Annotated in this window: 23 protein-coding genes; 17 read left to right on the top strand and 6 right to left on the bottom strand. The window is 59.7% G+C overall.

Going from position 1 to position 23,804, the window contains the following annotated elements; all coding sequences use genetic code 11:
* Positions 1-24 precede the first annotated feature (24 nt).
* On the top strand, positions 25-2,307 hold the full coding sequence (locus tag HXW87_RS10300) for a bifunctional diguanylate cyclase/phosphodiesterase (protein WP_239778863.1): 2,283 nt from the start codon (positions 25-27) through the stop codon (positions 2,305-2,307).
* On the opposite strand, the gene HXW87_RS10295 is transcribed toward HXW87_RS10300, so the two are convergent.
* Positions 2,198-3,094 carry an NAD(P)-dependent oxidoreductase gene (locus HXW87_RS10295; protein ID WP_239778862.1) on the bottom strand — a complete coding sequence of 299 codons (897 nt, stop codon included), beginning with the start codon at positions 3,092-3,094 and terminating at the stop codon, positions 2,198-2,200. The genes HXW87_RS10300 and HXW87_RS10295 overlap by 110 nt on opposite strands.
* A 197-nt stretch (positions 3,095-3,291) precedes the next feature.
* On the opposite strand from HXW87_RS10295, the gene HXW87_RS10290 reads away from it, so the two are divergent.
* Positions 3,292-5,490: a hypothetical protein gene (locus HXW87_RS10290; RefSeq protein ID WP_041070561.1), complete on the top strand. Its 2,199-nt coding sequence runs from the start codon at positions 3,292-3,294 to the stop codon at positions 5,488-5,490.
* A 294-nt stretch (positions 5,491-5,784) separates the two neighbouring features.
* Here the strand turns inward: HXW87_RS10290 and HXW87_RS10285 are convergent, their stop codons facing one another.
* A complete protein-coding gene (locus HXW87_RS10285) occupies positions 5,785-6,090 on the bottom strand; it encodes a DUF2288 domain-containing protein (RefSeq protein WP_145597836.1) in 306 nt (101 codons plus the stop codon).
* 352 nt (positions 6,091-6,442) lie between these two features.
* Between HXW87_RS10285 and HXW87_RS10280 the strand changes: the two genes are divergently transcribed.
* The 9 genes from HXW87_RS10280 (at position 6,443) to HXW87_RS10240 (ending at position 14,167) form a co-directional block, all read left to right on the top strand.
* Positions 6,443-7,570 carry a branched-chain amino acid ABC transporter substrate-binding protein gene (locus tag HXW87_RS10280; protein WP_047292128.1) on the top strand — a complete coding sequence of 376 codons (1,128 nt, stop codon included), beginning with the start codon at positions 6,443-6,445 and terminating at the stop codon, positions 7,568-7,570.
* A gap of 230 nt (positions 7,571-7,800) precedes the next feature.
* The gene (gene livH / locus HXW87_RS10275) at positions 7,801-8,724 is read left to right on the top strand and encodes a high-affinity branched-chain amino acid ABC transporter permease LivH (protein ID WP_027614381.1); all 924 of its coding nucleotides are present in this window, start codon (positions 7,801-7,803) and stop codon (positions 8,722-8,724) included.
* Positions 8,721-9,977, top strand: a complete 1,257-nt coding sequence (locus HXW87_RS10270) for a high-affinity branched-chain amino acid ABC transporter permease LivM (protein ID WP_047292126.1) — start codon at positions 8,721-8,723, stop codon at positions 9,975-9,977. The genes livH and HXW87_RS10270 overlap by 4 nt, the downstream gene beginning before the upstream one ends.
* Positions 9,974-10,741: a high-affinity branched-chain amino acid ABC transporter ATP-binding protein LivG gene (gene livG / locus HXW87_RS10265; protein WP_047292124.1), complete on the top strand. Its 768-nt coding sequence runs from the start codon at positions 9,974-9,976 to the stop codon at positions 10,739-10,741. Before HXW87_RS10270 ends, livG begins: the two co-directional genes overlap by 4 nt.
* On the top strand, positions 10,742-11,443 hold the full coding sequence (locus HXW87_RS10260; RefSeq protein ID WP_003222380.1) for an ABC transporter ATP-binding protein: 702 nt from the start codon (positions 10,742-10,744) through the stop codon (positions 11,441-11,443). It abuts the gene before it with no gap.
* Between the two features lie 274 nt (positions 11,444-11,717).
* On the top strand, positions 11,718-12,026 hold the full coding sequence (locus HXW87_RS10255; protein ID WP_007969475.1) for a DUF2282 domain-containing protein: 309 nt from the start codon (positions 11,718-11,720) through the stop codon (positions 12,024-12,026).
* 25 nt (positions 12,027-12,051) lie between these two features.
* Positions 12,052-12,939, top strand: a complete 888-nt coding sequence (locus HXW87_RS10250; RefSeq protein ID WP_239778861.1) for a DUF692 domain-containing protein — start codon at positions 12,052-12,054, stop codon at positions 12,937-12,939.
* Positions 12,936-13,694 (top strand): DNA-binding domain-containing protein, encoded by a 759-nt coding sequence (locus HXW87_RS10245; protein ID WP_239778860.1) that lies wholly within the window; start codon positions 12,936-12,938, stop codon positions 13,692-13,694. The genes HXW87_RS10250 and HXW87_RS10245 overlap by 4 nt, the downstream gene beginning before the upstream one ends.
* Positions 13,691-14,167 (top strand): DoxX family protein, encoded by a 477-nt coding sequence (locus tag HXW87_RS10240; protein WP_121184115.1) that lies wholly within the window; start codon positions 13,691-13,693, stop codon positions 14,165-14,167. The genes HXW87_RS10245 and HXW87_RS10240 overlap by 4 nt, the downstream gene beginning before the upstream one ends.
* Positions 14,168-14,365: 198 nt before the next feature.
* Here HXW87_RS10240 and HXW87_RS10235 read toward each other — a convergent pair whose 3' ends face one another.
* A complete protein-coding gene (locus tag HXW87_RS10235) occupies positions 14,366-15,280 on the bottom strand; it encodes a LysR family transcriptional regulator (RefSeq protein WP_239778859.1) in 915 nt (304 codons plus the stop codon).
* A 104-nt stretch (positions 15,281-15,384) separates the two neighbouring features.
* On the opposite strand from HXW87_RS10235, the gene HXW87_RS10230 reads away from it, so the two are divergent.
* On the top strand, positions 15,385-15,984 hold the full coding sequence (locus tag HXW87_RS10230; RefSeq protein WP_239778858.1) for a short chain dehydrogenase: 600 nt from the start codon (positions 15,385-15,387) through the stop codon (positions 15,982-15,984).
* Between the two features lie 21 nt (positions 15,985-16,005).
* On the opposite strand, the gene HXW87_RS10225 is transcribed toward HXW87_RS10230, so the two are convergent.
* The gene (locus HXW87_RS10225) at positions 16,006-17,112 is read right to left on the bottom strand and encodes an acyltransferase (RefSeq protein ID WP_239778857.1); all 1,107 of its coding nucleotides are present in this window, start codon (positions 17,110-17,112) and stop codon (positions 16,006-16,008) included.
* Between the two features lie 144 nt (positions 17,113-17,256).
* On the opposite strand from HXW87_RS10225, the gene HXW87_RS10220 reads away from it, so the two are divergent.
* Together HXW87_RS10220 and HXW87_RS10215 are read left to right on the top strand one after the other, a co-directional pair.
* Entirely contained in the window at positions 17,257-17,910 is a 654-nt protein-coding gene (locus tag HXW87_RS10220; protein ID WP_239778856.1) for a hypothetical protein, read from the top strand.
* Between the two features lie 97 nt (positions 17,911-18,007).
* Positions 18,008-19,630 carry an NAD(P)/FAD-dependent oxidoreductase gene (locus tag HXW87_RS10215; RefSeq protein WP_239778855.1) on the top strand — a complete coding sequence of 541 codons (1,623 nt, stop codon included), beginning with the start codon at positions 18,008-18,010 and terminating at the stop codon, positions 19,628-19,630.
* A gap of 129 nt (positions 19,631-19,759) precedes the next feature.
* Here HXW87_RS10215 and HXW87_RS10210 read toward each other — a convergent pair whose 3' ends face one another.
* On the bottom strand, positions 19,760-20,860 hold the full coding sequence (locus HXW87_RS10210; protein WP_239778854.1) for a PLP-dependent cysteine synthase family protein: 1,101 nt from the start codon (positions 20,858-20,860) through the stop codon (positions 19,760-19,762).
* A 330-nt stretch (positions 20,861-21,190) separates the two neighbouring features.
* On the opposite strand from HXW87_RS10210, the gene HXW87_RS10205 reads away from it, so the two are divergent.
* Together HXW87_RS10205 and HXW87_RS10200 are read left to right on the top strand one after the other, a co-directional pair.
* Positions 21,191-22,378 carry a colicin E3/pyocin S6 family cytotoxin gene (locus HXW87_RS10205; RefSeq protein ID WP_239778853.1) on the top strand — a complete coding sequence of 396 codons (1,188 nt, stop codon included), beginning with the start codon at positions 21,191-21,193 and terminating at the stop codon, positions 22,376-22,378.
* On the top strand, positions 22,375-22,605 hold the full coding sequence (locus HXW87_RS10200) for a hypothetical protein (RefSeq protein WP_047292099.1): 231 nt from the start codon (positions 22,375-22,377) through the stop codon (positions 22,603-22,605). Before HXW87_RS10205 ends, HXW87_RS10200 begins: the two co-directional genes overlap by 4 nt.
* 326 nt (positions 22,606-22,931) lie before the next feature.
* On the opposite strand, the gene HXW87_RS10195 is transcribed toward HXW87_RS10200, so the two are convergent.
* Entirely contained in the window at positions 22,932-23,396 is a 465-nt protein-coding gene (locus HXW87_RS10195) for a glycine zipper 2TM domain-containing protein (RefSeq protein WP_007969461.1), read from the bottom strand.
* A gap of 167 nt (positions 23,397-23,563) precedes the next feature.
* Here HXW87_RS10195 and HXW87_RS10190 point away from each other — a divergent pair, with 167 nt between their 5' ends.
* Positions 23,564-23,800, top strand: a complete 237-nt coding sequence (locus HXW87_RS10190; protein WP_047292092.1) for a hypothetical protein — start codon at positions 23,564-23,566, stop codon at positions 23,798-23,800.
* The last annotated feature ends 4 nt before the right edge of the window (positions 23,801-23,804 follow it).

Raw genomic sequence — 23,804 nt, 5'->3', positions numbered from 1 at the left:
GACGATTTCAGAGACGGGGATGCTATGGAGTGGCTTGGTTTGCAGTTTGTTACCGAGCTGCCGGACGGCGGGCAGGTCATTCTCGATTGCACACATAATCCCTTGCTGGTGCTGGTGGCTTATCTGGTGGCCTGCGCCGCGAGTTTTGCCACCCTCGACATGGCCGAGCGGGTCGGCCATGCCGAAGACCCGGGCTCGCAACGGGTCTGGCGCTGGATCGGCGCCACTTGCCTGGCCGGCGGTATCTGGGCCATGCACTTCATTGCCATGCTGGCGTTCCAGACACCGATCGAAATCCATTACGAACTGGCCACCACCCTGTTTTCCCTGGTGATCGCCCTGCTCGCTTCGTGGCTGGCGATGCACACCCTGAGCGTGCCCCATCCCTCACGGGTGCATTACCTGAAAACCGCCATCGTCATTGGCTTGGGCATCGCCGGCATGCATTACGTCGGCATGGCGGCGATGCACTCGGTGGCCACCGCCTATTACGAGCCGCTGTTGTTCTGCCTGTCGATCGTGATTGCGATCAGCGCCAGTTTCGCCGCGCTGTGGGTCGCCGGTTACTTGCGTGAAGGCGGTGGGCGTTTTCATCAACTGTTCAAATACACCGCCGCGATCATTCTCGGCGCCGGCATCATCAGCATGCATTTCACCGGGATGGCCGCGTTGCATCTGGTGTTGCCCGAAGGCGCCACGCCCACCTTGAGTGCCGAAACCAATCACCTGCAACTGGGCCTGACCATCGCGCTGATCACACTGTTGATTCTCGGCAGCGCGATCAGCGCGGCACTGGCCGACAAGAAACTGCAAAGCAAGGAGCAGGATCTGCGCCGAGTCAATGCCCTGCTCAGCCAGCTCGATCAGGCTCGGATGTCGCTGCAACAAGTGGCCAATTACGACGCCCTGACCAACCTGATCAACCGTCGCGGTTTCAACCAGATCTTCGCCGAGAAACTCAGCCAGAAAACCAGCGAAGGCGGCATGCTCGCGGTGATGTTTCTCGACATCGACCACTTCAAGCGGATCAACGACAGCCTCGGCCATGACGCCGGCGACGCCCTGCTCAAAGTCATCGCCAACCACATCAAAGGCTCGGTGCGCAGCCATGACGACGTGGTCGCACGCTTTGGCGGTGACGAGTTCTGCATCCTGATCGGCCTGCACGACCGCGAGGAAGCGCGCAGCATGGCGCAACGGATCATGCAGAAAATGAAGGAGCCGATCGAACTGGCCGGACGTCGTATGGTGATGACCACCAGCATCGGCATCAGCCTGTTCCCCGACGACGGCACCACCTGCGAAGAACTGCTCAAGCACGCCGATCTGGCGTTGTATCAGTCCAAGGGTGCCGGGCGTAACGGCCTGCATTTTTTCAGTTCGAACATGAAGACCCGCGCCAGCCTCGAACTGCAACTGGAAGAAGAACTGCGCCAGGCTTTGCGTGAAGACCACGGGCTGACGCTGTATTACCAACCCATCTTCGAACTGAAAACCGGCCGGGTGACCAAACTCGAAGCGTTGATTCGCTGGCAGCATCCGGTGCATGGCCTGCTGGCCCCGGACCGTTTCATCGCGATTGCCGAAACCAACGGTCTGATCGCCGAACTGGACAACTGGGTGTTGCGCCGGGCCTGCACCGACCTCGGCGAACTGACGCGCCACGGCTGCAACGAACTGAAAATCGCCTGGAACTGCTCACCGCTCAACCTGGCCCGGGAAGAACTGGCCAACGAAATCGAAAGTGCACTGCGCAGCGCTGGCGTCGCGCCGGAACGGCTGGAGCTGGAAGTCACCGAAAACGCGCTGATGGGCAACATCGCCAACACGCTGGTGCTGTTGCGGCAGATCCGGGCCCTCGGCGTATCGCTGTCGATCGACGACTTCGGCACCGGATACTCATCATTGGCCTACCTCAAACGCCTGCCGCTCAATACGCTGAAAATCGATCGCTCGTTCATCCTCGACATTCCTGCGGCGACTGCCGACATGGAGATCGTCCAGGCGATCATCGTCATGGCCCACACCCTGCACTTGCAGGTGGTGACCGAAGGCGTGGAAAGCCTGGAACAGTACGAGTTTCTCGAACGTTCGGGCTGCGACTTCATTCAGGGGTATCTGCTCAGCCGCCCGGTGCCGCTGGATGAACTCCGTCCGGTGCTCGAGGAAATCAATCAGCGCAAACACGCACATTCGGTCAATCCACTGAGTCTGGCGCGCGGTACATGTGTACCAGAGTCGCTGGATCCTTCTGCAAAAAACCCTGCGCCCCATGCAGGCGCATCAGTTGTGCGGCCAATCCGCTGATCGGCGTGGCCGAGCCTTGTTCGCGGGAGAATTTCACCGCCGTATCGAGATCCTTGAGCAGCGTGCGCACGTGCCATTTCACCGGTTCAAAACGGCTTTCGGCCATTTGCGGGGCGAGGATCTGCAGCGGTTTCGAATCGGCAAAACCACCGGCCAGCGCCTCGGCAATCAGGCGCGCATCGACTCCGGCCTGCTCGGCCAGCGCCACCACTTCGGCAATCACCAACGCGTTGCAGGCGACGATCATCTGGTTGCAGGCCTTGGTCACTTGCCCGGCGCCGATGCCGCCCATGTGCGTGACACGCTGACCGAGGCTGAGCAGCACCGGGCGCACCCGATCCAGATCCGTCACCGCACCACCGACCATGATTGCCAGGCTGCCCGCCTCGGCACCGGCCACGCCGCCGGACACCGGTGAATCAAGCCAGGCCATGCCGGTTCTGCCTGACAAGTCGGCGGCCATCTCGCGAGTAGCCGTCGGTTCGAGGCTGGAGAAGTCCACCAGCAACTGGCCTTGTTTCGCACCTTCAACAACGCCGCCGGCGCCAAACACCACCTCGCGCACCACCGCCGTATCAGCCAGACACAGCATCACCACGTCCGCGTGTTCGCACAGCTCGGCTGGAGTCGCCACCTGCCGGGCGCCAGCTTCAACCAGGGGCGCGCACTTGGCCGGGTTGCGGTTCCACACGGTCAACGGGTAGCCCGCCGCCAGTAAACGCTGGCACATCGGCAAGCCCATCAGGCCGATTCCGGCAAAGCCCAACGAAGGTAGCGTTGACATCATTTTGCCTCTTTTCGATTAAAGATCACTGAATAATGGCCGATTCATGAACGATCAGGAAAGGATTCCCCCGCGCGACGATCAGGCCAAGCCCCTGACGCCCGGGCCAAATACGCGCAGTCAAAGACGCGAGATCCTCTTTCCGTGAGGCTCGATGACAACGGTCGCCGAGCCAACCCTGTCCAGGTATATGGCGCACAATGACTTCTAAAAACAATCCGGCCACTGCGGTATCCGATCTGCCCCTGAGCCCTGCGGCGAACAGCCCGGCTCCGATGAAGCCATTGCCTCCTTCGCGCCCGCTGGGCACTCAGCAATATCTGTATTACACCGAAACCAACACCGACCGCATCCTCGACAACCTCGACGGTCTGCGTGACCTGGTGTTCCCGCGCCCGCCGCACCTGGAAGGCGACAACGAACAGCACAACGACCAGGAATTCCCGTCGGTGTGCCTGATCGGCCTCGGTCGCTGCGGCTCGAACATCGCCCTCGACGTCGCGGAGCTGGTGTACAACGCGCGCAAGTTCTACCTCAACGAATTCAACAACGAAGACCGCGCCGCTGACCGGCGTCTGGCCGACAAGGGCTACAGCCCGGCCCAGTGGATCAAGCAGAATCTGCGGATCGGCCCGAACAAGTCGAGCAAACCGGTGTTCCTGGTCGAACCGCTGGTGATGCTCGGCGACCTCGACAAGGACATTGCCGGGCGCATCCGGTTCTCGCGCAAGGGCGAGAAAAGCGGCTTTCTGCGTGACTACAGCAAAATGAAGATCATGGATTTGTCCGAAGTCCATGCCGGTGGCGCCGGTAACGCGCCGATCCTCGGCCAGTACCTGGCCAAGATCATCCTCAACAAGGACACCCAGCGCTTCTCCAGCCCTGACTGGAAAATGATCCACTCGTACCTGATCGACAGCTGCGGCATCAAGGCCAACCAGTCGCGCCTGTACTTCTCGATCTTCAGTGCGGGCGGCGGAACCGGTTCGGGCATGGCTTCGGAATTCGGCCTGGCCCAGCAGCACTCGTACATGAACAAGACGTTCGACACCAAGCCGATGGACGAGCATGACGGCAAGAGCGGGCATTCGTTCGTGTTCGAGCCGATCTTCACCAGCGGCATCTGTGTGCTGCCGAACATTTCCGATCACCGCAGCGAAATGTCCGAGGCGCTGCACATCAACGCCGGACGCCTGTTGTGCAAATACCTGTCGGAAGAATGGGATTTCTCCTACAACTTCGCCAATGAAGACAGCAGCGAAGCCAGCGTCATGGGCCGTATTCGCCCGTGGAACGCGATGATGCTGATCTCCAACGACATCATGCGTTACGCCGAAGAGAGCGATGACGGCAACATCCAGAACATTGATGTCAATGCGATGGAGAAGCACGCCAACCAGTACATCTCCCAGCAGATCTTCAACATTCTGACGGCGCAGGCGGTGACCACCGACTACGACCAGAACTACTTCCGTCGCGCCGGCATCGACATCGGCGAAACCATTCGCCTCGACGCCAACGACCTGTTTATGAGCCTGGCCGGCCCGGTGGCGATTGCCTACGCCGAATCGGTGGTGCCGGAAACCCCGCCGCCGAGCAGCGACAAGTTCAAGGTATTCGACAAAGAGCCGCAGCGCCTGAACATCGACGATCTGTTCTTCCGCTCGATCGACCTGCCGCACTTCAACAAGGTGACCCAGGCCATCGAAGGCATCAGCCTGCTGCCAATCGAATCCAAGCGCTATCGCGCGTCGCTGGAGCAGTACAAGAATTCCGGCTACGACGCCGCCGCGCTGCACGACCTGCACTTCTTCAAGAACTGCTCGTCGGTGGTGTCGATCGTTTCGTTGCCGAAAGACTACAAGCTGTCCTACATGGATCTGAACCGGTTGAAGACCCACCTCAACAGCCTGTTCCCCAACACCACGCTCAAGCGTTATGCGCTGGTGATCGGTGCGTCGGCCAACCTGTCGCTGACCACCCTGATCGCCAAGAGCCCGTGTCTGTCGGACGACTTCCTGACCCTGATCGTGGCGTTCATCAAGCGTTGCTTCGCCAAGACCCCGTACCGTTTCGACGAGACGCTGGACAACTCGATCCTCGACTTCATCATTAATGAAGACTTTGACGAAGACCGCATCGACGATCTGCTCAACGAGTTCGAAAACCCGGCGAAAATCCTCGACACCAACTGGTACGCGATCAAGCCGATGTACGAGAAGAAGTACCGCGAACTGATCAACGACAAGGACAAGTTTGTTTCGATCAACGACATTCGCCTGTCGCGGGATTGCGTGAAGAAATCGATCAAGTACCTGCGCGAGATCTACCGTCACCGGATCGGCAAGACCAAGGTAATTTCCCTGAATAACCATACGGGCAAGACTTACTCGGTCTGATTGACGACCGAGTCGCTCCCTTCGCGAGCAGGCTCGCTCCCACAATGGAATGCATTCCAAATGTGGGAGCGAGCCTGCTCGCGAAGAGGCCATTCCACACACTGCAAAACCTTCATCGCCAACATCCAGAAACAATTAAGCAGCCCTCAGGCTGCTCAATAAACTGTTCCCGTTACGTTTACGTCACCGTTATGCCACCCGCGCTTGTGGCGTTTCTCTACGGCAACGTGCCATCACGCTACTCGGCTACACACTTTTCGCCGCTGGTCAGGCGCACCACAAAGGTGCGCAGTCTCAGGCAGCCGCCCTTTCCTGGACCAGAATCCACGGCCTTACCACCACCGCCCACATCTGCGGATCACGCTCGAAAATATCCAGCGCCCGCGTTTCAGACAGCTTGGCGACCTTGTCTTCGGCCAGCCAGGCGGCGACTTTCTCGCCATCATCCGAGGCCACGGCCTCGGCAGCGGCGATCAAATCCAGGGCCGGGTCGACCCACAATAGGGCACCCTTGGCGAAGAACGGCTCCAGCTCTTTCCAGGTAATAGATGCGGTTTCACCAAGCAGCTTGGCATAGAGGGTGCTAGGTTCTTGATTCATGGGACTGTCCGGAAAAGAAATCGACGCGAATGATAACGTCGGTGGTCCGGCAGAAAAACCCGGTTGCAAATGGCTTCACCGAACGAAAAGAGCAGGAACGCCAAGGAATGCTGCTGTTTGGGGCATAAGCCCCCCGAAAGCCCCGCCGCAATTCTGTCTTTTTCATTCAAAAATGCGACACCCACAAGTTTTGCCCCCTGGCGCCAGCTTCCCAGGCCAACAACCGGCGCTCTACACTGTACCGGTACAGTTGCCGGGGGCATTTCCGGAGGGTATCGCCAAGATATCTGACCCGGTTCTGCTGCTACGGCGCCAGAACTCAAAAAAATTACAACAGTAAGAGTGGAGCACTATGACTAAGGCTACTAAGCAGATTTCCAAACTGTTTGCCGCTATGGTTCTGGCCGGGGTTGCCAGCCATTCGTTCGCCGCTGACACCATCAAGATCGGTATCGCCGGCCCTAAAACCGGTCCTGTAGCCCAATACGGCGACATGCAGTTCAGTGGCGCGAAAATGGCCATCGAGCAGATCAACGCCAAGGGCGGCGTCGACGGCAAGAAACTCGAAGCCGTTGAATACGATGACGCGTGCGATCCGAAACAAGCCGTAGCGGTTGCGAACAAGGTCGTCAACGACGGCGTCAAGTTCGTGGTTGGTCACCTGTGCTCCAGCTCCACTCAGCCAGCTTCGGACATCTACGAAGACGAAGGCGTGGTGATGATTACCCCGGCTGCCACCAGCCCGGACATCACCGCCCGTGGTTACAAAATGGTCTTCCGCACCATCGGTCTGGACAGCGCCCAGGGCCCTGCCGCTGGTAACTACATTGCCGATCACGTGAAGCCGAAAATCGTTGCCGTCCTGCACGACAAACAGCAATACGGTGAAGGCATCGCCACCGCCGTCAAGGCGACTCTTGAGAAGAAAGGCGTGAAAGTCGCCGTGTTCGAAGGTGTCAACGCCGGCGACAAAGACTTCTCCTCGATGATCGCCAAGCTCAAACAAGCCAACGTCGACTTCGTTTACTACGGCGGCTACCACCCGGAGCTGGGCCTGATCCTGCGTCAATCCCAGGAAAAAGGCCTGAAAGCCAAGTTCATGGGCCCGGAAGGCGTGGGTAACGACTCCATTTCGCAGATCGCCAAAGAGTCCTCCGAAGGCCTGCTGGTGACCCTGCCGAAATCCTTCGACCAGGATCCGGCCAACGTTGCCCTGGCAGATGCGTTCAAGGCGAAGAAAGAAGACCCGAGCGGCCCGTTCGTGTTCCCTTCCTACTCGGCGGTTGAAGTGATTGCCGAAGGCATCAAGGCAGCCAAGTCCGAAGACGCAGCCAAAGTGGCCGAAGCCATTCACGCCGGCACCTTCAAGACCCCTACCGGCGACCTGAGCTTCGACGCCAAGGGCGACCTGAAGGACTTCAAGTTTGTGGTTTACGAGTGGCACTTCGGCAAACCGAAAACTGAAGTTTCGCCTCAGTAAGGCGCGCCCTGACTGACTGCCAATAAAGCCCACGGCGTGCCGTGGGCTTTGTTTTACGAATGTATGGGCCGCGCTGGCGTGATCCGCCAGTCTCCCCACCTGAAAATCTCAAAACCGTCATCAGCGGTTCGCTGGCAAAACCCGGATTCGAAGTGGATAAAGATCCACGGGGCCGGGCGGGAAAATGACTCCACCAGTGAAATGCGTATCAGGTTTTTAGGAGCGTTGTAATGCCTGACATCTATCACTTCTTCCAACAGCTGGTTAATGGCCTGACCATTGGCAGCACGTATGCCCTGATCGCCATCGGCTATACGATGGTTTACGGCATCATTGGAATGATCAACTTCGCCCATGGCGAGGTGTACATGATCGGTTCCTACGTGGCGTTCATCGCCATCGCCGGGCTGGCCATGATGGGAATCGACAACGTCCCGCTGTTGATGACCGCCGCGTTCATCGCGAGCATCGTCGTCACCAGTTCCTACGGTTACAGCATCGAACGGATTGCCTACCGCCCCCTGCGCGGCAGCAACCGTCTGATCCCGCTGATTTCCGCGATCGGTATGTCGATCTTCCTGCAGAACACGGTTCTGCTCGCGCAAGACTCCAAGGACAAATCCATCCCCAACCTGATCCCCGGCAACTTCTCCATCGGGCCAGGTGGCGCACATGAAGTGCTGATTTCCTACATGCAAATCGTGGTGTTCGTGGTGACCCTGGTCGCCATGCTCGGCCTCACGCTGTTCATCTCCCGCTCTCGCCTGGGTCGCGCCTGCCGCGCCTGCGCCGAAGACATCAAGATGGCCAACCTGCTGGGCATCAACACCAACAACATCATCGCCCTGACCTTCGTCATCGGTGCCGCGCTGGCAGCCGTTGCGGCTGTGCTGCTGAGCATGCAGTACGGCGTGATCAACCCCAACGCCGGTTTCCTCGTCGGCCTCAAGGCCTTCACTGCTGCGGTACTGGGCGGCATCGGCAGCATCCCCGGCGCCATGCTCGGCGGGCTGGTGCTTGGGGTGGCGGAAGCCTTTGGCGCCGATATCTTCGGCGACCAGTACAAGGACGTCGTTGCTTTCGGCTTGTTGGTTCTGGTGCTGTTGTTCCGTCCGACCGGCATTCTGGGCCGTCCGGAGGTTGAGAAAGTATGACTAGGAATCTTAAACAGGCACTGTTCAGTGCCTTGCTGGTGTGGGCCGTGGCCTACCCGGTACTCGGTCTGAAACTGACCATCGTCGGCATCAACCTCGAAGTGCACGGCACCAGCCCGGCCATTCTGGCGACCATCGCCATCTGCTCGGTGCTGATGTTCCTGCGGGTGCTGTTCAACCAGCAGATCAGCAAGGCGTGGAAATCCTCGCCGGGCCTGCCGTTGATCCCGGCCAAGGCCAGCAACTTCCTGACCCTGCCGACCACGCAGCGCTACATCATCATTGCGCTGATTCTGGGTGCGCTGGTGTGGCCGTTCTTCGGCTCCCGTGGCGCGGTGGACATTGCCACGCTGATCCTGATCTACGTGATGCTCGGCCTCGGCCTGAACATCGTGGTGGGTCTGGCCGGTCTGCTCGATCTGGGTTACGTCGGCTTCTATGCCGTCGGCGCCTACAGCTACGCGCTGCTGTCGCACTACTACGGCCTGAGCTTCTGGATCTGCCTGCCGATTGCCGGCCTGATGGCGGCGACGTTCGGCTTCCTGCTGGGCTTCCCGGTGTTGCGTCTGCGCGGTGACTATCTGGCGATCGTGACCCTGGGTTTCGGGGAAATCATCCGCCTGTTCCTGCGCAACCTGACCGACATCACCGGCGGTCCGAACGGCATCAGCAACATCGAGAAACCGACGTTCTTCGGCCTGACCTTCGAACGCAAAGCGGCGGAAGGCCTGCAAACCTTCCACGAGTACTTCGGCCTCGAATACAACTCGATCAACAAGGTGATTTTCCTGTACCTGGTTGCTCTGTTGCTGGCACTGGCGGCGCTGTTCATCATCAACCGTCTGCTGCGCATGCCGATCGGCCGTGCGTGGGAAGCGTTGCGTGAAGACGAAATCGCCTGCCGCGCACTTGGCCTCAACCCGACCGTTATCAAGCTGTCGGCGTTCACCCTGGGTGCGAGCTTCGCCGGTTTCGCCGGCAGCTTCTTCGCCGCTCGTCAGGGACTGGTGACGCCGGAATCGTTCACCTTCATCGAGTCGGCGATCATCCTCGCCATCGTTGTGCTGGGTGGCATGGGCTCGCAGCTGGGCGTGATTCTCGCGGCCGTGGTGATGATCCTGTTGCCGGAAATGATGCGTGAGTTCAGCGAATACCGGATGTTGATGTTCGGTGCGCTGATGGTGTTGATGATGATCTGGCGTCCACAAGGTCTGCTGCCGATGCAACGCCCACACATGGAGTTGCGAAAATGAGCCGCGAGATCCTGAAAGTCGAAAACCTGAGCATGCGCTTCGGCGGCTTGCTGGCGGTCAATGGCGTGGCCCTGACCGTCAAGGAGAAACAAGTGGTGGCGCTGATCGGGCCGAACGGCGCGGGCAAGACCACCGTGTTCAACTGCCTGACCGGTTTCTACCAGCCATCAGGCGGCAGCATCCTGCTCGACGGCGAGCCGATCCAGGGCCTGCCGGGGCACAAGATCGCCCTCAAGGGCGTGGTGCGCACCTTCCAGAACGTGCGGTTGTTCAAGGACATGACGGCGGTCGAGAACCTGTTGATCGCGCAGCACCGTCACCTGAACACCAACTTCCTGTCCGGCCTGTTCAAGACCCCGGCGTTCCGCAAGAGCGAGCGCGAGGCCATGGAATACGCCGAATACTGGCTGGAAAAGGTCAACCTGAAAGAGTTCGCCAACCGTACCGCCGGCACCCTGGCCTACGGTCAGCAACGGCGTCTGGAAATCGCCCGCTGCATGATGACCCGTCCGCGGATCCTCATGCTCGACGAACCGGCCGCCGGCCTGAACCCGAAGGAAACCGAAGACCTCAAGGCGCTGATCAGCGTGCTGCGTGAAGAGCACAACGTCACCGTGCTGCTGATCGAACACGACATGAAACTGGTCATGAGCATTTCCGACCACATCGTCGTGATCAACCAGGGCACGCCGCTGGCCAATGGCACGCCGGAACAGATCCGCGACAATCCTGAAGTGATCAAAGCCTACCTGGGGGAAGCGTAAATGCTGCAGTTCGAAAACGTTTCCACCTTCTACGGCAAGATCCAGGCCCTGCACAGCGTCAACGTCGAAGTCCGTCAGGGCGAGATCGTGACCCTGATCGGCGCCAACGGTGCCGGCAAGTCCACGCTGCTGATGACGCTGTGCGGTTCGCCGCAGGCGCACAGCGGCAGCATCCGCTACATGGGTGAGGAACTGGTCGGCCAGGACTCGTCGCAGATCATGCGCAAGAGCATCGCCGTGGTGCCGGAAGGTCGTCGGGTGTTTGCCCGTCTGACCGTTGAAGAGAACCTGTCGATGGGCGGTTTCTTCACCGACAAGGGCGACTATCAGGAGCAGATGGACAAGGTCCTCGGCCTGTTCCCGCGCCTGAAAGAACGCTTCAACCAGCGCGGCGGCACCATGTCCGGCGGCGAACAGCAGATGCTCGCCATCGGCCGTGCGCTGATGAGCAAGCCGAAACTGCTGCTGCTCGACGAGCCGTCGCTGGGCCTGGCACCGATCATCATCCAGCAGATCTTCGACATCATCGAACAACTGCGCAAGGACGGTGTAACGGTGTTCCTGGTCGAGCAGAACGCCAACCAGGCGCTGAAAATCGCTGACCGTGCGTACGTTCTGGAGAACGGCCGCGTGGTCATGCAAGGTACCGGTGAAGCACTGCTCACCGACCCGAAAGTACGCGAGGCGTACCTCGGCGGTTGAGGCTTTTCGCTGAACAAAAAAACGGCCTTCGGGCCGTTTTTTTATACCTCACACATCCTCCGTGTAGGAGCTGCCGCAGGCTGCGATCTTTTGATCTGGCTTCTGGTTTAAAAATCAAAGTCGAAAGATCGCAGCCTGCAGCAGCTCCTACAGGGTTTTGCATTTTTTCTGAAAAATTTCAGCTGCGCTGTAACGCATCGCCATGAGCGTTCTCTAGTGGGGTAAGCAAGCGCACTTCGCTTGTAAAACCCAAGCTCAAATCTGGAGAAACATCATGACTGCTACCACTCGCACCCTGTCCGCCGCTGCACTGGTTCTGGCTCTTGGTTCCGCCCTGAGCATGACTGCCGTTTCCAGCGCCAACGCCGCCGACAACAGCAACATGGAAAAATGCTTCGGTGTGGCCATGAAGGGTCACAACGATTGCGCCGCGGGCGCAGGCACCACCTGTGCCGGCACCGCGAAAATGGATTACCAGGCCAACTCCTGGAAGTTCGTGCCAAAAGGCACCTGCACCACCACCGAGAGCAAGACCTCGCCGACCGGCTTCGGTCAGATGGAAGCCTTCAAAGCCAAGTCCTGATCCACGACCTGCCCGAGTGACGCTCATGTTCACCCTCAACGAACCTGTCCCACCGCGCACTCGGGCAGCCCTCTGCGGGCTCCCGCCCCGCGCGGGGCTGGGACTCAAGAGCGGGCACTTTCGTGAAGTGCTCGGCACCCGACCGGACATCGGTTTCTTCGAAGTCCACGCCGAAAACTACATGGTCGACGGCGGTCCGTTTCATCATTTTCTCGGGTTGATCCGCGAGCAGTATCCGCTGTCGCTGCACGGCGTCGGGCTGTCGATCGGGGCCGAGGGGCCACTGGATCTGCAACACCTGCAACGCCTGCAAACACTGATCGAGCGTTATCAACCGCAAGCCTTTTCCGAACACCTGGCCTGGTCGAGCCACGGCCCGGTGTTCCTCAATGACCTGCTGCCGCTGGCGTATGACAGGCCGACGCTTGACCGCGTCTGCGCGCATATCGACCAGGTGCAGAACACCCTCAAGCGTCCGATGCTGCTGGAAAATCCAGCGACCTATCTTGGCTTCGAGCGCTCGACCATCGATGAGCCGGCGTTCATCACCGAGGTGATCCGCCGCAGCGGTTGCGGTCTGCTGCTTGACGTCAACAACGTCTACGTCTCGTGCATAAACCATCGACGCGATCCACTGACCTACCTCGACGCACTGCCTTTGCACGCCGTCGGCGAGATTCACCTGGCCGGGTTCGCCGAAGACGCCGACAGCCTCGGCGATCGCTTGCTGATCGATGATCACGGCGCGCCGGTTGATGATGCCGTCTGGGCGTTATACCGACAGGCACTCGAACGTGTTGGCCCGGTGGCAACCTTGATCGAACGGGACAATCACCTCCCGGCGTTCAACGTGCTGCTGGCCGAGGCGCAGCAGGCCGAAGCGTTGCTGCGGCACGCAAGGAGTCAGCCATGAGCACTCAAGCCGACTTCGGCGCCGCCCTGCTCGACACTCACCTGCCCTGCCCCGCTGGCCTGTACAGTGCCAACGGCGCTGATCCTGCCAGCCGGTTTTCGGTGTATCGCAATAACGTGCAAGGCTCATTGATCAACGCGCTGGCCGACAGCTATCCGGTGGTGCAGCAATTGGTCGGCGAGGAATTCTTTCGCGGCATGGCCAGCATTTTCATTCAGCAGCAGCCGCCGCACAGTCCGTTGATGAGCCGTTATGGTGACGGACTGGCGGACTTCATTGATGCATTCGAACCGGCGGCCGAGGTGCCGTATCTGGCCGACGTCGCACGGCTCGAACGCTTGCGCACCCGCGCTTATCACGCCGCCGATGCGGCGACAGTCAGTGCGCAACAGATCAGCGCTGCGCTGGCCGATCCGCAAACACTGGCCGAACTGAACATCACCCTGCATCCCTCGCTGCACCTGCTCAACTCCGCCTACGCAGTGGTTTCGATCTGGGCCGCACATCAGCAGGACACCACACTGGCGGGTATCAATATCCATCAAGGGCAACACGCACTGGTGCTGCGCAACGGTCTGGAGGTCGAGGTCTTTGCCCTCGATCACGGCGCCAGCGTATTCATCCGCCATCTGCTCCATCACCGACCGCTGCTGCAAGCGGCGCAAGACAGCCCGCCCTTCAATCTGCCGCAGACCCTCGCCCTGCTGATCGGCCACCACGCCATCACCGACCTGAACAACAAGGTATCGCCATGAACAACCTCATCACTCGCGCCATCGGGCTAATGGAAAAGATTCCCCACAGCCTGATCGCCTTCATCGCCCGGTTCTCGATTGCCGCGGTGTTCTGGAAGTCCGGGCAGACCAAGGTCGAGGGCCTGGCCATCGATTTGATCGACGGCACCGTTCAACTCGGCTGGCCACACTTGGCGGACTCGACGATTCCGTTGTTCCAGAGCGAATACCACGTACCGCTGCTGGCACCGGAAATCGCCGCGCACATGGCAGCGTTCGCCGAACACTTTTTCCCGGTGCTGATATTGATCGGCTTCGCCACGAGATTTTCAGCGTTGGCGCTGCTGGGCATGACGCTGGTCATCGAGGTGTTCGTCTATCCCGATGCCTATCCGACCCATGGCACCTGGGCGGCGGTGTTGCTGTACCTGATGGCGACCGGGCCGGGGAAATTGTCGATCGATCACATGATCGCCAGGTACTACAAACGCTGATGTCTGATGTCTCTGATGTCTCTGTAGGAGCTGCCGAAGGCTGCGATCTTTTGANATGATCGCCAGGTACTACAAACGCTGATGTCTGATGTCTCTGATGTCTCTGTAGGAGCTGCCGAAGGCTGCGATCTTTTGATTTTCAAGGTCAAAAGATCGCAGCCTTCGGCAGCTCCTACAGAGGTATCACGGGCATCTTAGTCAATGCGCCAGGCGATCCAGCGCCTCGCCGCTGCGCTTGAACCAGCCAATCAGATAATCCGCCAGCACCTGCGTGCGTTTGGGCAACCCACCTTGGTATGGGTGGACCAGATACATCGGCATCCGGCGCGTCTGAAAATCGCGCAACAACCAGCGCAACCGGCCGTCAGCCAGTTCTGTTTGCAACAGATACGACGGCAACCGTGCGATACCGGCGCCGGCCAGGGCGGCTTTCTTCAGCAGGTTGTAATGGTTGCTGGCGAACGGCCCCGACACCCGCACCCGCAGCAATTCGTGCTGTTGGTGATACAGCCATTCTTCACGGCCACTGTAATGGCTGTTGAGCAGGCAGCGGTGTTCGGCCAGCTCCTGCGGGGTCAGCGGTTCGCCGAATTGTTCAAGGTATATCGGGCTGGCGCAGGTCAACTCCTGCCACGCCAGCAGGGGTTTGGCCACCAACCGCTCGTCATTGGCCACATCAGAGCGAATCGCCAGATCGAAGCCGTCCCGGGACAGGTCGCGATAGTGGTTGTTCAGCTCCAGCTCGATCTGCACCTCTGGATACTTCTGCGAGAACTCCAGCAGCAAGCCGTCGAAAAACGTTTCCCCCAGCGACACCGGCACCGTCATCCGCACCGGACCGGCCATGTCGTCTTTCAAACGCGCCAACGCCTGACGTGCCCGCTCCACTTGCACCACCAGCGCCTGGGCTTGCGGCAACAATGCGGCGCCCGCCGCTGTCAGGCTCAAGCGGCGCGTAGTGCGTTGCAGCAATACCACGGAAAACTGCGCTTCCAACTGGCTGATGCGCTTGGACAACTGGCCCTTGCTGCAACCCAGTTGCTGCGCCGCCAGGGTAAAGCTGCCGGCCTCGATCAACACCGCGAACGCCGCAAGATCATCCATCTCACTCATGGATTGTTTCCATTTGAAAACCAAAGGTTGCCTATTAGTGCGCTTATCCGCAGAAAAAACCACTCTAGACTGAAACCTCGTTCAACCCATTGAGGAACAGTCCCATGAAGATTCTGTTGATCGGTGCCGCCGGCACCATCGGTTCGGCCGTGGATAAAGAGCTGAGCCAGCGTCACGAAGTGATTCGTATCGGTCGCAGCAGCGGCGACTTCCAGGTGGACATCAGCGACAGCGCATCGATTCGCAAACTGTTCGAGCAAACCGGCAAGTTCGACGCATTGATCTGCGCAGCCGGCAACGTGACCTTCGCCCCACTCGGCGAGATGAACGCCGACAGCTTCGCCCTAGGCCTGCAAGACAAGCTGATGGGCCAGGTCAATCTGCTGCTGATCGGCCGCGAATACGCCAACGACGGCGCCTCGTTCACTTTCACCACTGGCGTGCTCAGCCACGATCCGATCCGCTCCGGCGCCTCGGCGGCATTGGTCAACGGCGCACTGGACAGCTTCGTCAAAGCCGCCGCCATCGAACTGCCGCGCGGTCTGCGGGTGAACTCGATCAGCCCGACGGTGCTGCTGGAAGCCATGGGCAGCTACGCCCCGTACTTCCGTGGCTACAAGCCGGTTCCGGCGGCGGATGTGGCGCTGGCCTACGCGAAAAGTGTCGAAGGCCTGCAAACAGGGCAGACCTTTCACGTAGGCTGAATGCCTCGTAGGCAGGGGGCGTCAACGGGCCATCGCGGCAACCTTGTTGTGTCCCACTGTACGTCGGCGTATCCAACGTTGCACAGGGCGCTCGAACCCGTAGTGACACAACAGGCTGCTACCGATCAGCACCGCAAAAAACAACAGCAGGCTCCACGGCTGATAAAAAACGGCGCGTCCAGGCAGAAATTTATCGGCCAACAGCGCCGCGACAATTTGCAAGGGAAAGTGCAGCAGATAGGCGGCGAAACTGATGTCCCCCAGCCAGGACACACGGCGCGCCAGCGACTGCAACCATGGGTGGCAAGCGGCGACGGCAACAATGGTCAATGGAAACAGCACGGCAAACCTGACCAGCGGTGATTGCGCCGCATCGCCGCCGCACCACCACCAGCCAGCCCCGCAGGCCAGTACCAGGCCGGCAGCGACCCAGCGCACATCAAAGCACCGCAACAGCCAGTCCGCAGCGATGTAACCCAGGCCGCCACAGAAAAACCCGAACACCCCGAGACTGATTTTGTACTGTGCCGGAAACACCCACAGGCTCACGGCAATCAACAACGCACTGAGCAGCAGCGGCGCCGGCGAGTAACGCCACAGCAGGAAAAACCCTGCGTACAGCAACACCTCCACCGATATCGACCATGCCGGGCCGTTGAACGACCAGCCTTGCTCCAACCCCCACGCGGGTGCCAGAAACACATTGAGCAGCGCGTGCCAGGCATCATTGAACGGATACACGAACGCATTCCCCGTGTGCGCACTATAGATTTTCTGCAACAGGGCGACCGCCAGGAACGTCAGCAGATGCAGTGGATAGATCCGGCTGAAACGCTCCATGAAAAACTGTTTGCCGCTGATCTCCCGTTGCGCCAGTCCTTTGGAAAACAGCCAGAAGAAGATAAACCCCGAAAGACTGAAAAACAGCGAGACCGCATCGCCGCCGTGGCGGTAGAACAGTGAAAACAGGCTATACAACGGTTGGTCTTCACGCTGCAAAGGGCCAGGCAGTGCGCCCTGGAAAAAGAAGTGCTGCCAATGCCAGAACACTACCGCCAATGCAGCGATGCCGCGCAGGGCGTCCAACGCGTACAGCCGCTCAGGGAATACCGAAGGGTTTTGCTTCATGCACCATCAATCCATGCCCGCACAGGTACGCCACTATGCTGGCGGGTAACGGGCAACTCAATAGCCAGCCTGAACCGGCCACTCAAGTCTTGTGATCGACGGTCAGCCTGCGTAACGTGGCAGCACTTGTCTGGAGAGCCGAAGATGCGTGTTGCCCGTTCGTTGATCGTTGTTGCCCTGCTGCCGTTGTTCGCCGCCTGCCAATTGCTCGATAGCCCGCGCGAAAGCGCATCCCATGTCGGGCAATCCCGGATACAGGGGCAATTGACGGCGGCCGACGGCAAACTGGTGTTCCAGCCCTGTGGCGAACAACGTCAGTACGTGGTCAATGACATCGGCGGCACCAGCGTGCTGCAAGAGGCCGCGACCCTCGCCGATCAGCAGGGCAAGCTGTTTGCCGATGTACGCGGGAAGATCGACGGCGACCGCCTCGACCTCGGTCAGTTGTATCGCGTCGAACGTTCCGGCACCGCCTGCGATGACCCGAATTTCAAGCTGTTGATCCTGCGTGCCGCCGGCCACGGTCCCGAGTGGAACGTCAAAGTCAGTGGCAAGGGCATGGTCATCGACCGTGAAGGCCAACCGGCGCTGGCCGTGCCGTATGTCGAAGAACAACTGGGCGACGGCCGCTTCAACCTCAGCAGCGAAGCCAACAACCAGCGCATCGAGCTATGGGTCGCACCGCAACGCTGCGTCGACAGCAGCACCGACAGCGTGCAGCACATGAGCGCCGAGCTGCGCATCGACGGCAAGGTCGAGCGTGGTTGCGGGTATTTCGGCGGATCGCGCAACGACTGAGCGTTTTAGCCTCACCGGATCCGGCCTTTGCGGCTTATAATCGCGGCCTTCAAACGCCCTGGCGCAGTTGTGCGCCCCGCGAATCCGGATCCTCGCCATGTTACGAATCACCGAACTCAAGCTGCCAATCGACCATCCCGAAGAAGACCTGCGTGCCGCCATCGTGCAGCGCCTGGGCATCGCCAGCGATGACCTGCTCGATTTCACCTTGTTCAAGCGCAGCTACGACGCGCGCAAAAAGTCCTCCGAACTGTGCTTCATCTACACCATCGACCTCACCGTGCGCGACGAGGCCAAGGTGCTGGGCAAGTTCGCCGACGACCGTAACGTCAACGTGGCGCCGGATGTCAGCTATAAATTCGTCGGTCAGGCGCCGAGCGACCTGAACCAGCGCCCGATCGTGGTAGGTTTCGGCCCGTGCGGGATCTTCGCCGGCCTGTTGCTGGCACAGATGGGCTTCAAGCCGATCATCCTCGAACGCGGCACCGAAGTCCGCCAGCGCACCAAGGACACCTGGGGTCTGTGGCGTAAAAGTGTGCTCAACCCCGAGTCCAACGTGCAGTTCGGCGAAGGCGGCGCGGGCACGTTCTCCGACGGCAAGCTGTACAGCCAGATCAAGGATCCGAAGTTCCTCGGCCGCAAAGTCCTGCACGAATTCGTCAAGGCCGGCGCGCCGGAAGAAATTCTCTATGTCAGCAAACCGCACATCGGTACCTTCCGTCTGACCGGCATGGTCGAGACCATGCGTGAAGAGATCCGTGCCCTGGGCGGCGAAGTACGCTTTCAGGAGCGCGTCACCGATGTGCTGATCGAAGACGGCCAACTGGTCGGCGTCGAACTGGCGAGCGGTGAAACCCTGCATTCGAAACACGTGATCCTGGCCCTCGGCCACAGTGCCCGCGACACCTTCCGCATGCTCCACAGCCGTGGCGTGTTCATGGAAGCCAAGCCGTTCTCGGTGGGTTTCCGCATCGAACACCCGCAGTCGCTGATCGACCGTGCGCGGCTGGGCAAGTACGCCGGCCACCCGAAGCTCGGCGCTGCCGATTACAAACTGGTGCACCACGCCAAGAACGGCCGTTCGGTCTACAGCTTCTGCATGTGCCCGGGCGGCACCGTGGTGGCGGCGACGTCCGAGCCGAATCGCGTGGTCACCAACGGCATGAGCCAGTACTCGCGTAACGAGCGCAACGCCAACTCCGGGATCGTCGTCGGCATCACCCCGGAGGTCGATTACCCGGGCGGTCCGCTGGCCGGTATCGAGTTGCAGGAGCGTCTGGAATCCCACGCGTTCATCCTCGGCGGCAGCGATTACAAGGCCCCCGCACAACTGGTCGGCGACTTCATCAACGGCACCCCGTCGACCGAACTGGGCGAAGTCGAGCCGTCGTACAAACCGGGCGTGGCCCTGGGCGACCTGGCCCTGGCGCTGCCGGACTTCGCCATCGAAGCGATCCGCGAAGCGTTGCCGGCGTTCGAGAAGCAGATTCGTGGCTACTCGCTGCACGATGCCGTACTGACCGGCATCGAAACCCGTACTTCGTCGCCGCTGCGCATCACGCGTAACGAGTCGCTGCAGAGCATGAACGTCAAAGGTCTGTTCCCGGCCGGTGAAGGCGCGGGGTATGCGGGCGGGATTCTGTCGGCGGGTGTGGACGGGATTCGGATTGCCGAGGCCGTGGCGCGGGACATTCTCGGTCTGGAAGCCAGATCAGCATGAGCTGACTCAACATAAAACCCTGTGGGAGCGAGCCTGCTCGCGAAAGCGGTATTTCAGACAACAATGATGTTGAATGAGATGACGTCTTCGCGAGCAGGCTCGCTCCCACATTGGTCTCTGTATTCGGCTTTAGATATTAGCGCGCAGGACTGAGTCAGGCAGCGGCTCACACCGTTCGGCACTCGCCGCCACCGCCGCAATCAACCCCTCCAGCTCATAGCCCTGCGCCTTTAGCCAGTCCTGATCGTAATAGGTGTCGGCATAGCGCTCGCCGCCATCGCACAGAATCGCCACGATCGACCCCGACTCCCCCGCCGCTTTCATCTGCTGCGCCGCCATCAGCGCGCCGATCAGGTTGGTGCCGCTCGACCCGCCGACATGCCGTCCCAGACGCTGCGCCAGATAATGCATGGCCGCCAGCGACAAGGCGTCCGGCACCTTGACCATCGCATCGATCACCTGCGGCAGGAACGACGCCTCGACCCGGGGCCGACCGATGCCTTCGATCCGCGAACCGCAGTCCAGACGCAGGCTCGCGTCGCCCGTCTGGTAGTAATCGAAGAACACCGAGCGCTCGGCATCGGCGCACAACACCCGGGTGCAGTGCTGGCGATAACGCACGTAACGGCCGAGAGTCGCGGTGGTGCCGCCGGTGCCGGGGCTGGAAATCAGCCAGCTCGGTTCCGGGTGTTTTTCGAACCGCATCTGCTGGAAGATCGACTCGGCGATGTTGTTGTTCGCCCGCCAGTCGGTGGCCCGCTCGGCGTAGGTGAACTGGTCGATGAAGTGGCCGCCATGCTCGCGGGCCAGACGTTCGGACTCGGCGTAAATCTGCGTCGGATCCTGAACCAGATGGCTCTGGCCACCGTAGAAGGCGATCTGCGCGATCTTCTCTTTCGAAGTGGTCGCCGGCATCACCGCAATGAACGGCAAGCCAAGCATGCGTGCGAAATACGCTTCGGAAATTGCCGTCGAACCGCTGGACGCCTCGATCACCGGCGCGCCGGGCTTGAGCCAGCCGTTACACAACGCATACAGAAACAGCGAGCGCGCCAGGCGATGCTTGAGGCTGCCGGTGGGATGGCTCGACTCGTCTTTGAAGTACAACTCGATACCTGCGAAGCCCGGCAGCGGCAAGGGGATCAGATGGGTGTCGGCGCTGCGCTGGAAGTCCGCTTCGATGATGCGGATCGCTTCACGGGCCCACTGTCGGTTGTCGCTCATGGTCATGTTCTCGTTGATTCGGGCAGGAATTGCCTCGTCACAGGCTCAGCTCTCAAGCATAGGAAAAAACCTGCAGGCCTCACAGATACAGCTGAGGCTCAATTCTTCCACCAACTGCCAGATTCTGGGCAAACGGGTATCAGGCTTTTGCAGTAACGGCGCAGAACCTTTCCCCCCGTTCTCTGCGCTGAAGCGGCCTGCTCGAATCCCTACCTGACAAATAACGAACAATCCGCACTTAATCAAAGATCCGTCCTACAGCCAGCCTTTGTCCGCTTCGTTAACGTCGCACAGCCCTTTCGAGGGCCTGTCGATGGATGAACGAAAGGACGCTCAGTGGCTCGCAACAAGGACATTCCCCGGGTCCCCAACCCGCCGGCGGGTGACGGTCATCACGTCACCTGGCGCTACATGACGGCCACTGAACTGGCCGAACGCGAAGTCCGGCAAAACGCTTACGACGCCATGCTGGCACGGCAGGAGGCCTTCGAGCGCAGTCGAGAGGTTGCGGCGAAAAAGCCTGATCCCGTGCGCGCCGGGTGCGTGTTCGCCAAGTCATGCAAGTTGCCGGACGCGATCATCGACTACGCGAATCCTTCGGGGATGGTGCCGACCGACAGCCTCAAGGATTACGGCGAGCTGATTCTGCTGGGTGCACGCGAAAGCGATGAAACCGGCGGTGTTGCCCTGAAGAAAATCGGCGCCACAGCCATTCCCGCCGGGCTCGGCAGTTTCACCCTGGCCGGCGCCGCGTTCGAGGCGCTACCCGCCATCGCCGCCGGAACGGCCACCGCCACCCTGGCAGGACTGGTGGCGCTGCTCCTGCCTTCCAGCCTCGGCGACAGCGCACTCTATAGCGACGAGCAACTGCGCAGCCTCAAACAGGCGCGCACCCGCGTGCGCCTGCGCGTCGAACAACAGGCCGACGGCAGTCTGCGGGGCTACGGCTTCTACACCGGCAGGAATCGCGATTGGGAAATGGTCGATGTCGTGCAGTTCACCGCGCGCGGCAACCGATTCATTGCAGACCTTGGTGAAGGCGTCGAACTGATCTGGACGCCGGCGGTGGATGGTTCTGACATTCTCGGCATCCCGGCACTGGAGGCTGCACCGCAAGCACCGCACATCTGGGTGTATCCGCCGACGAAAGCGGCGGACGGGATTCTGGTGAATCCGGTTTATCCGCCGGAGTATCGGGATTTCATTCTGGTGTTTCCGGCGGATTCGGGGGTAGCGCCGGTATACATCGTTCTGAATATTGCTGGGGATATCAAATATCATCCGGCCCCAAACTCCCTTACAGCCTTTCCTGAGGCCAAATCCGCACCAATGAAAACGTCTGTTCGTGGGGGAGGAAAAAAACGCAGGCGATGGAAGGATCTATCAGGGAAAATTTATGAATGGGATTCCCAGCACGGCAAGGTTGAGTTGTACACCAAACAAGGAAAACACCTTGGAGAATATGACCCGAGAACCGGGGAACAGACCAAGCCTGCTGACCCCAAAAGGAGAGTAGAAAAGTGAAACATATAGTTGAGGTATTTGATCAAAAAACCGAGGTTTTACTCCTAAGCGTTGATATCGCCGAACATCATGAGGACGCGCTGAAGGTACTCATGAACTGGAAGCAACCGGAAGATGAGTTTGATGGGTACGACCTGTCTGAGGAACAGATTAATATTTTGGAAGACTGGACCGGGAAACAGCTATCAGGTGTAAATCGTATAGTTCAACTGGTATGCATCGAATGACATGTCGCTACCCAAAACTTAATCATACTGTCGATGCCTATGATAAAAAAACGTCACTCCTTGTTTTCGAAATACCTGTTCCAGACGGGAAAATCGACCAGCTCAGAACAATCATGAAGTGGACCGTGCCAGAAGACGAAATCTACGGCTACGATCTCGACCCCAAGCAAATAACACAACTCGAAGTTTTAATCGGCCGGCCATTTTACGTTCCGGAATATGACTTTCAATTGAGCTGTTATGGAAGTGAGTAATACTGATTAGTCTTGACAAAAAAAACCCGACCAGTCACCTGATCGGGTTTTTGTTTTACCGCTCGTTCGCGCTTAGTGCGAAACGCGGCTGGTGCCACCGACGGTGGAGATGCGTACGCGCTCACCGACACGGAACACTTCGTTTTCCTGAACCTGTTGCACGTAGGCGCGCATGCTGCCGTCGTCTTCGCGCACGGTGATTTCCACGCCTTGAGTGCGGGTCAGGCCTTCTTCGGTGGCCGAACCGATCAGTCCGCCGGCCACGGCGCCGATGACCGCCGCAACGATGCTGCCCTTGCCGCCACCGATGGCGCTGCCACCGACACCGCCGACCACTGCGCCTGCAGCGCCGCCGATCGGGGTCTTGGTGCCTTCGATTTTCACCGGACGCAGGGATTCGATGGTGCCCATGCGAATCGTCTGCACACGACGCGCTTCGTCACGGGAGTAGGAGTCACCGGTCAGGCTCGACTGGCAGCCGGTCAGCAACATCGCCATCGTGGAAAAAGAAGCAACCAGCAGAACAGACTTACGCATAGCATCAACTCCAAAAGAACAGGTGTTCATTAAACCCCGCTGCTTGACGCCTGTCACGACGCAGCCCGGATAAACTTGATTTTATTCAGGCCCGGTACAGGCACCTGCAGCCCCACCCAACAGTAGCGCCAAATCGCCCAATCCGCCCTGCCAACCCAAGGATTTTCATGGATTACCTGATCATTTTCGTCACCACCGTCGCCGGCCTGTACTTCCATGGGTGGCTGTACGTGCGGATCAAACGCTGGATGGATCGTGATCTGGCCCTGTCGCTGGCGGGCAAGGATGAAGACAAACGCGCCTTCATGCTGCAACGACTGGCCGATGCCCGCGTGCAGAAGATCAAGCGTCGGGACCTGCCGAAGTGGCTTGAGGCCGCTGCGGCAAGCTATCCCGCTCGGTAGACTG

The organism is Pseudomonas sp. Y5-11 (assembly GCF_022368695.1).
Classification (GTDB): domain Bacteria; phylum Pseudomonadota; class Gammaproteobacteria; order Pseudomonadales; family Pseudomonadaceae; genus Aquipseudomonas; species Aquipseudomonas parakoreensis.
This window is presented reverse-complemented; position numbering and strand designations above follow the sequence as displayed.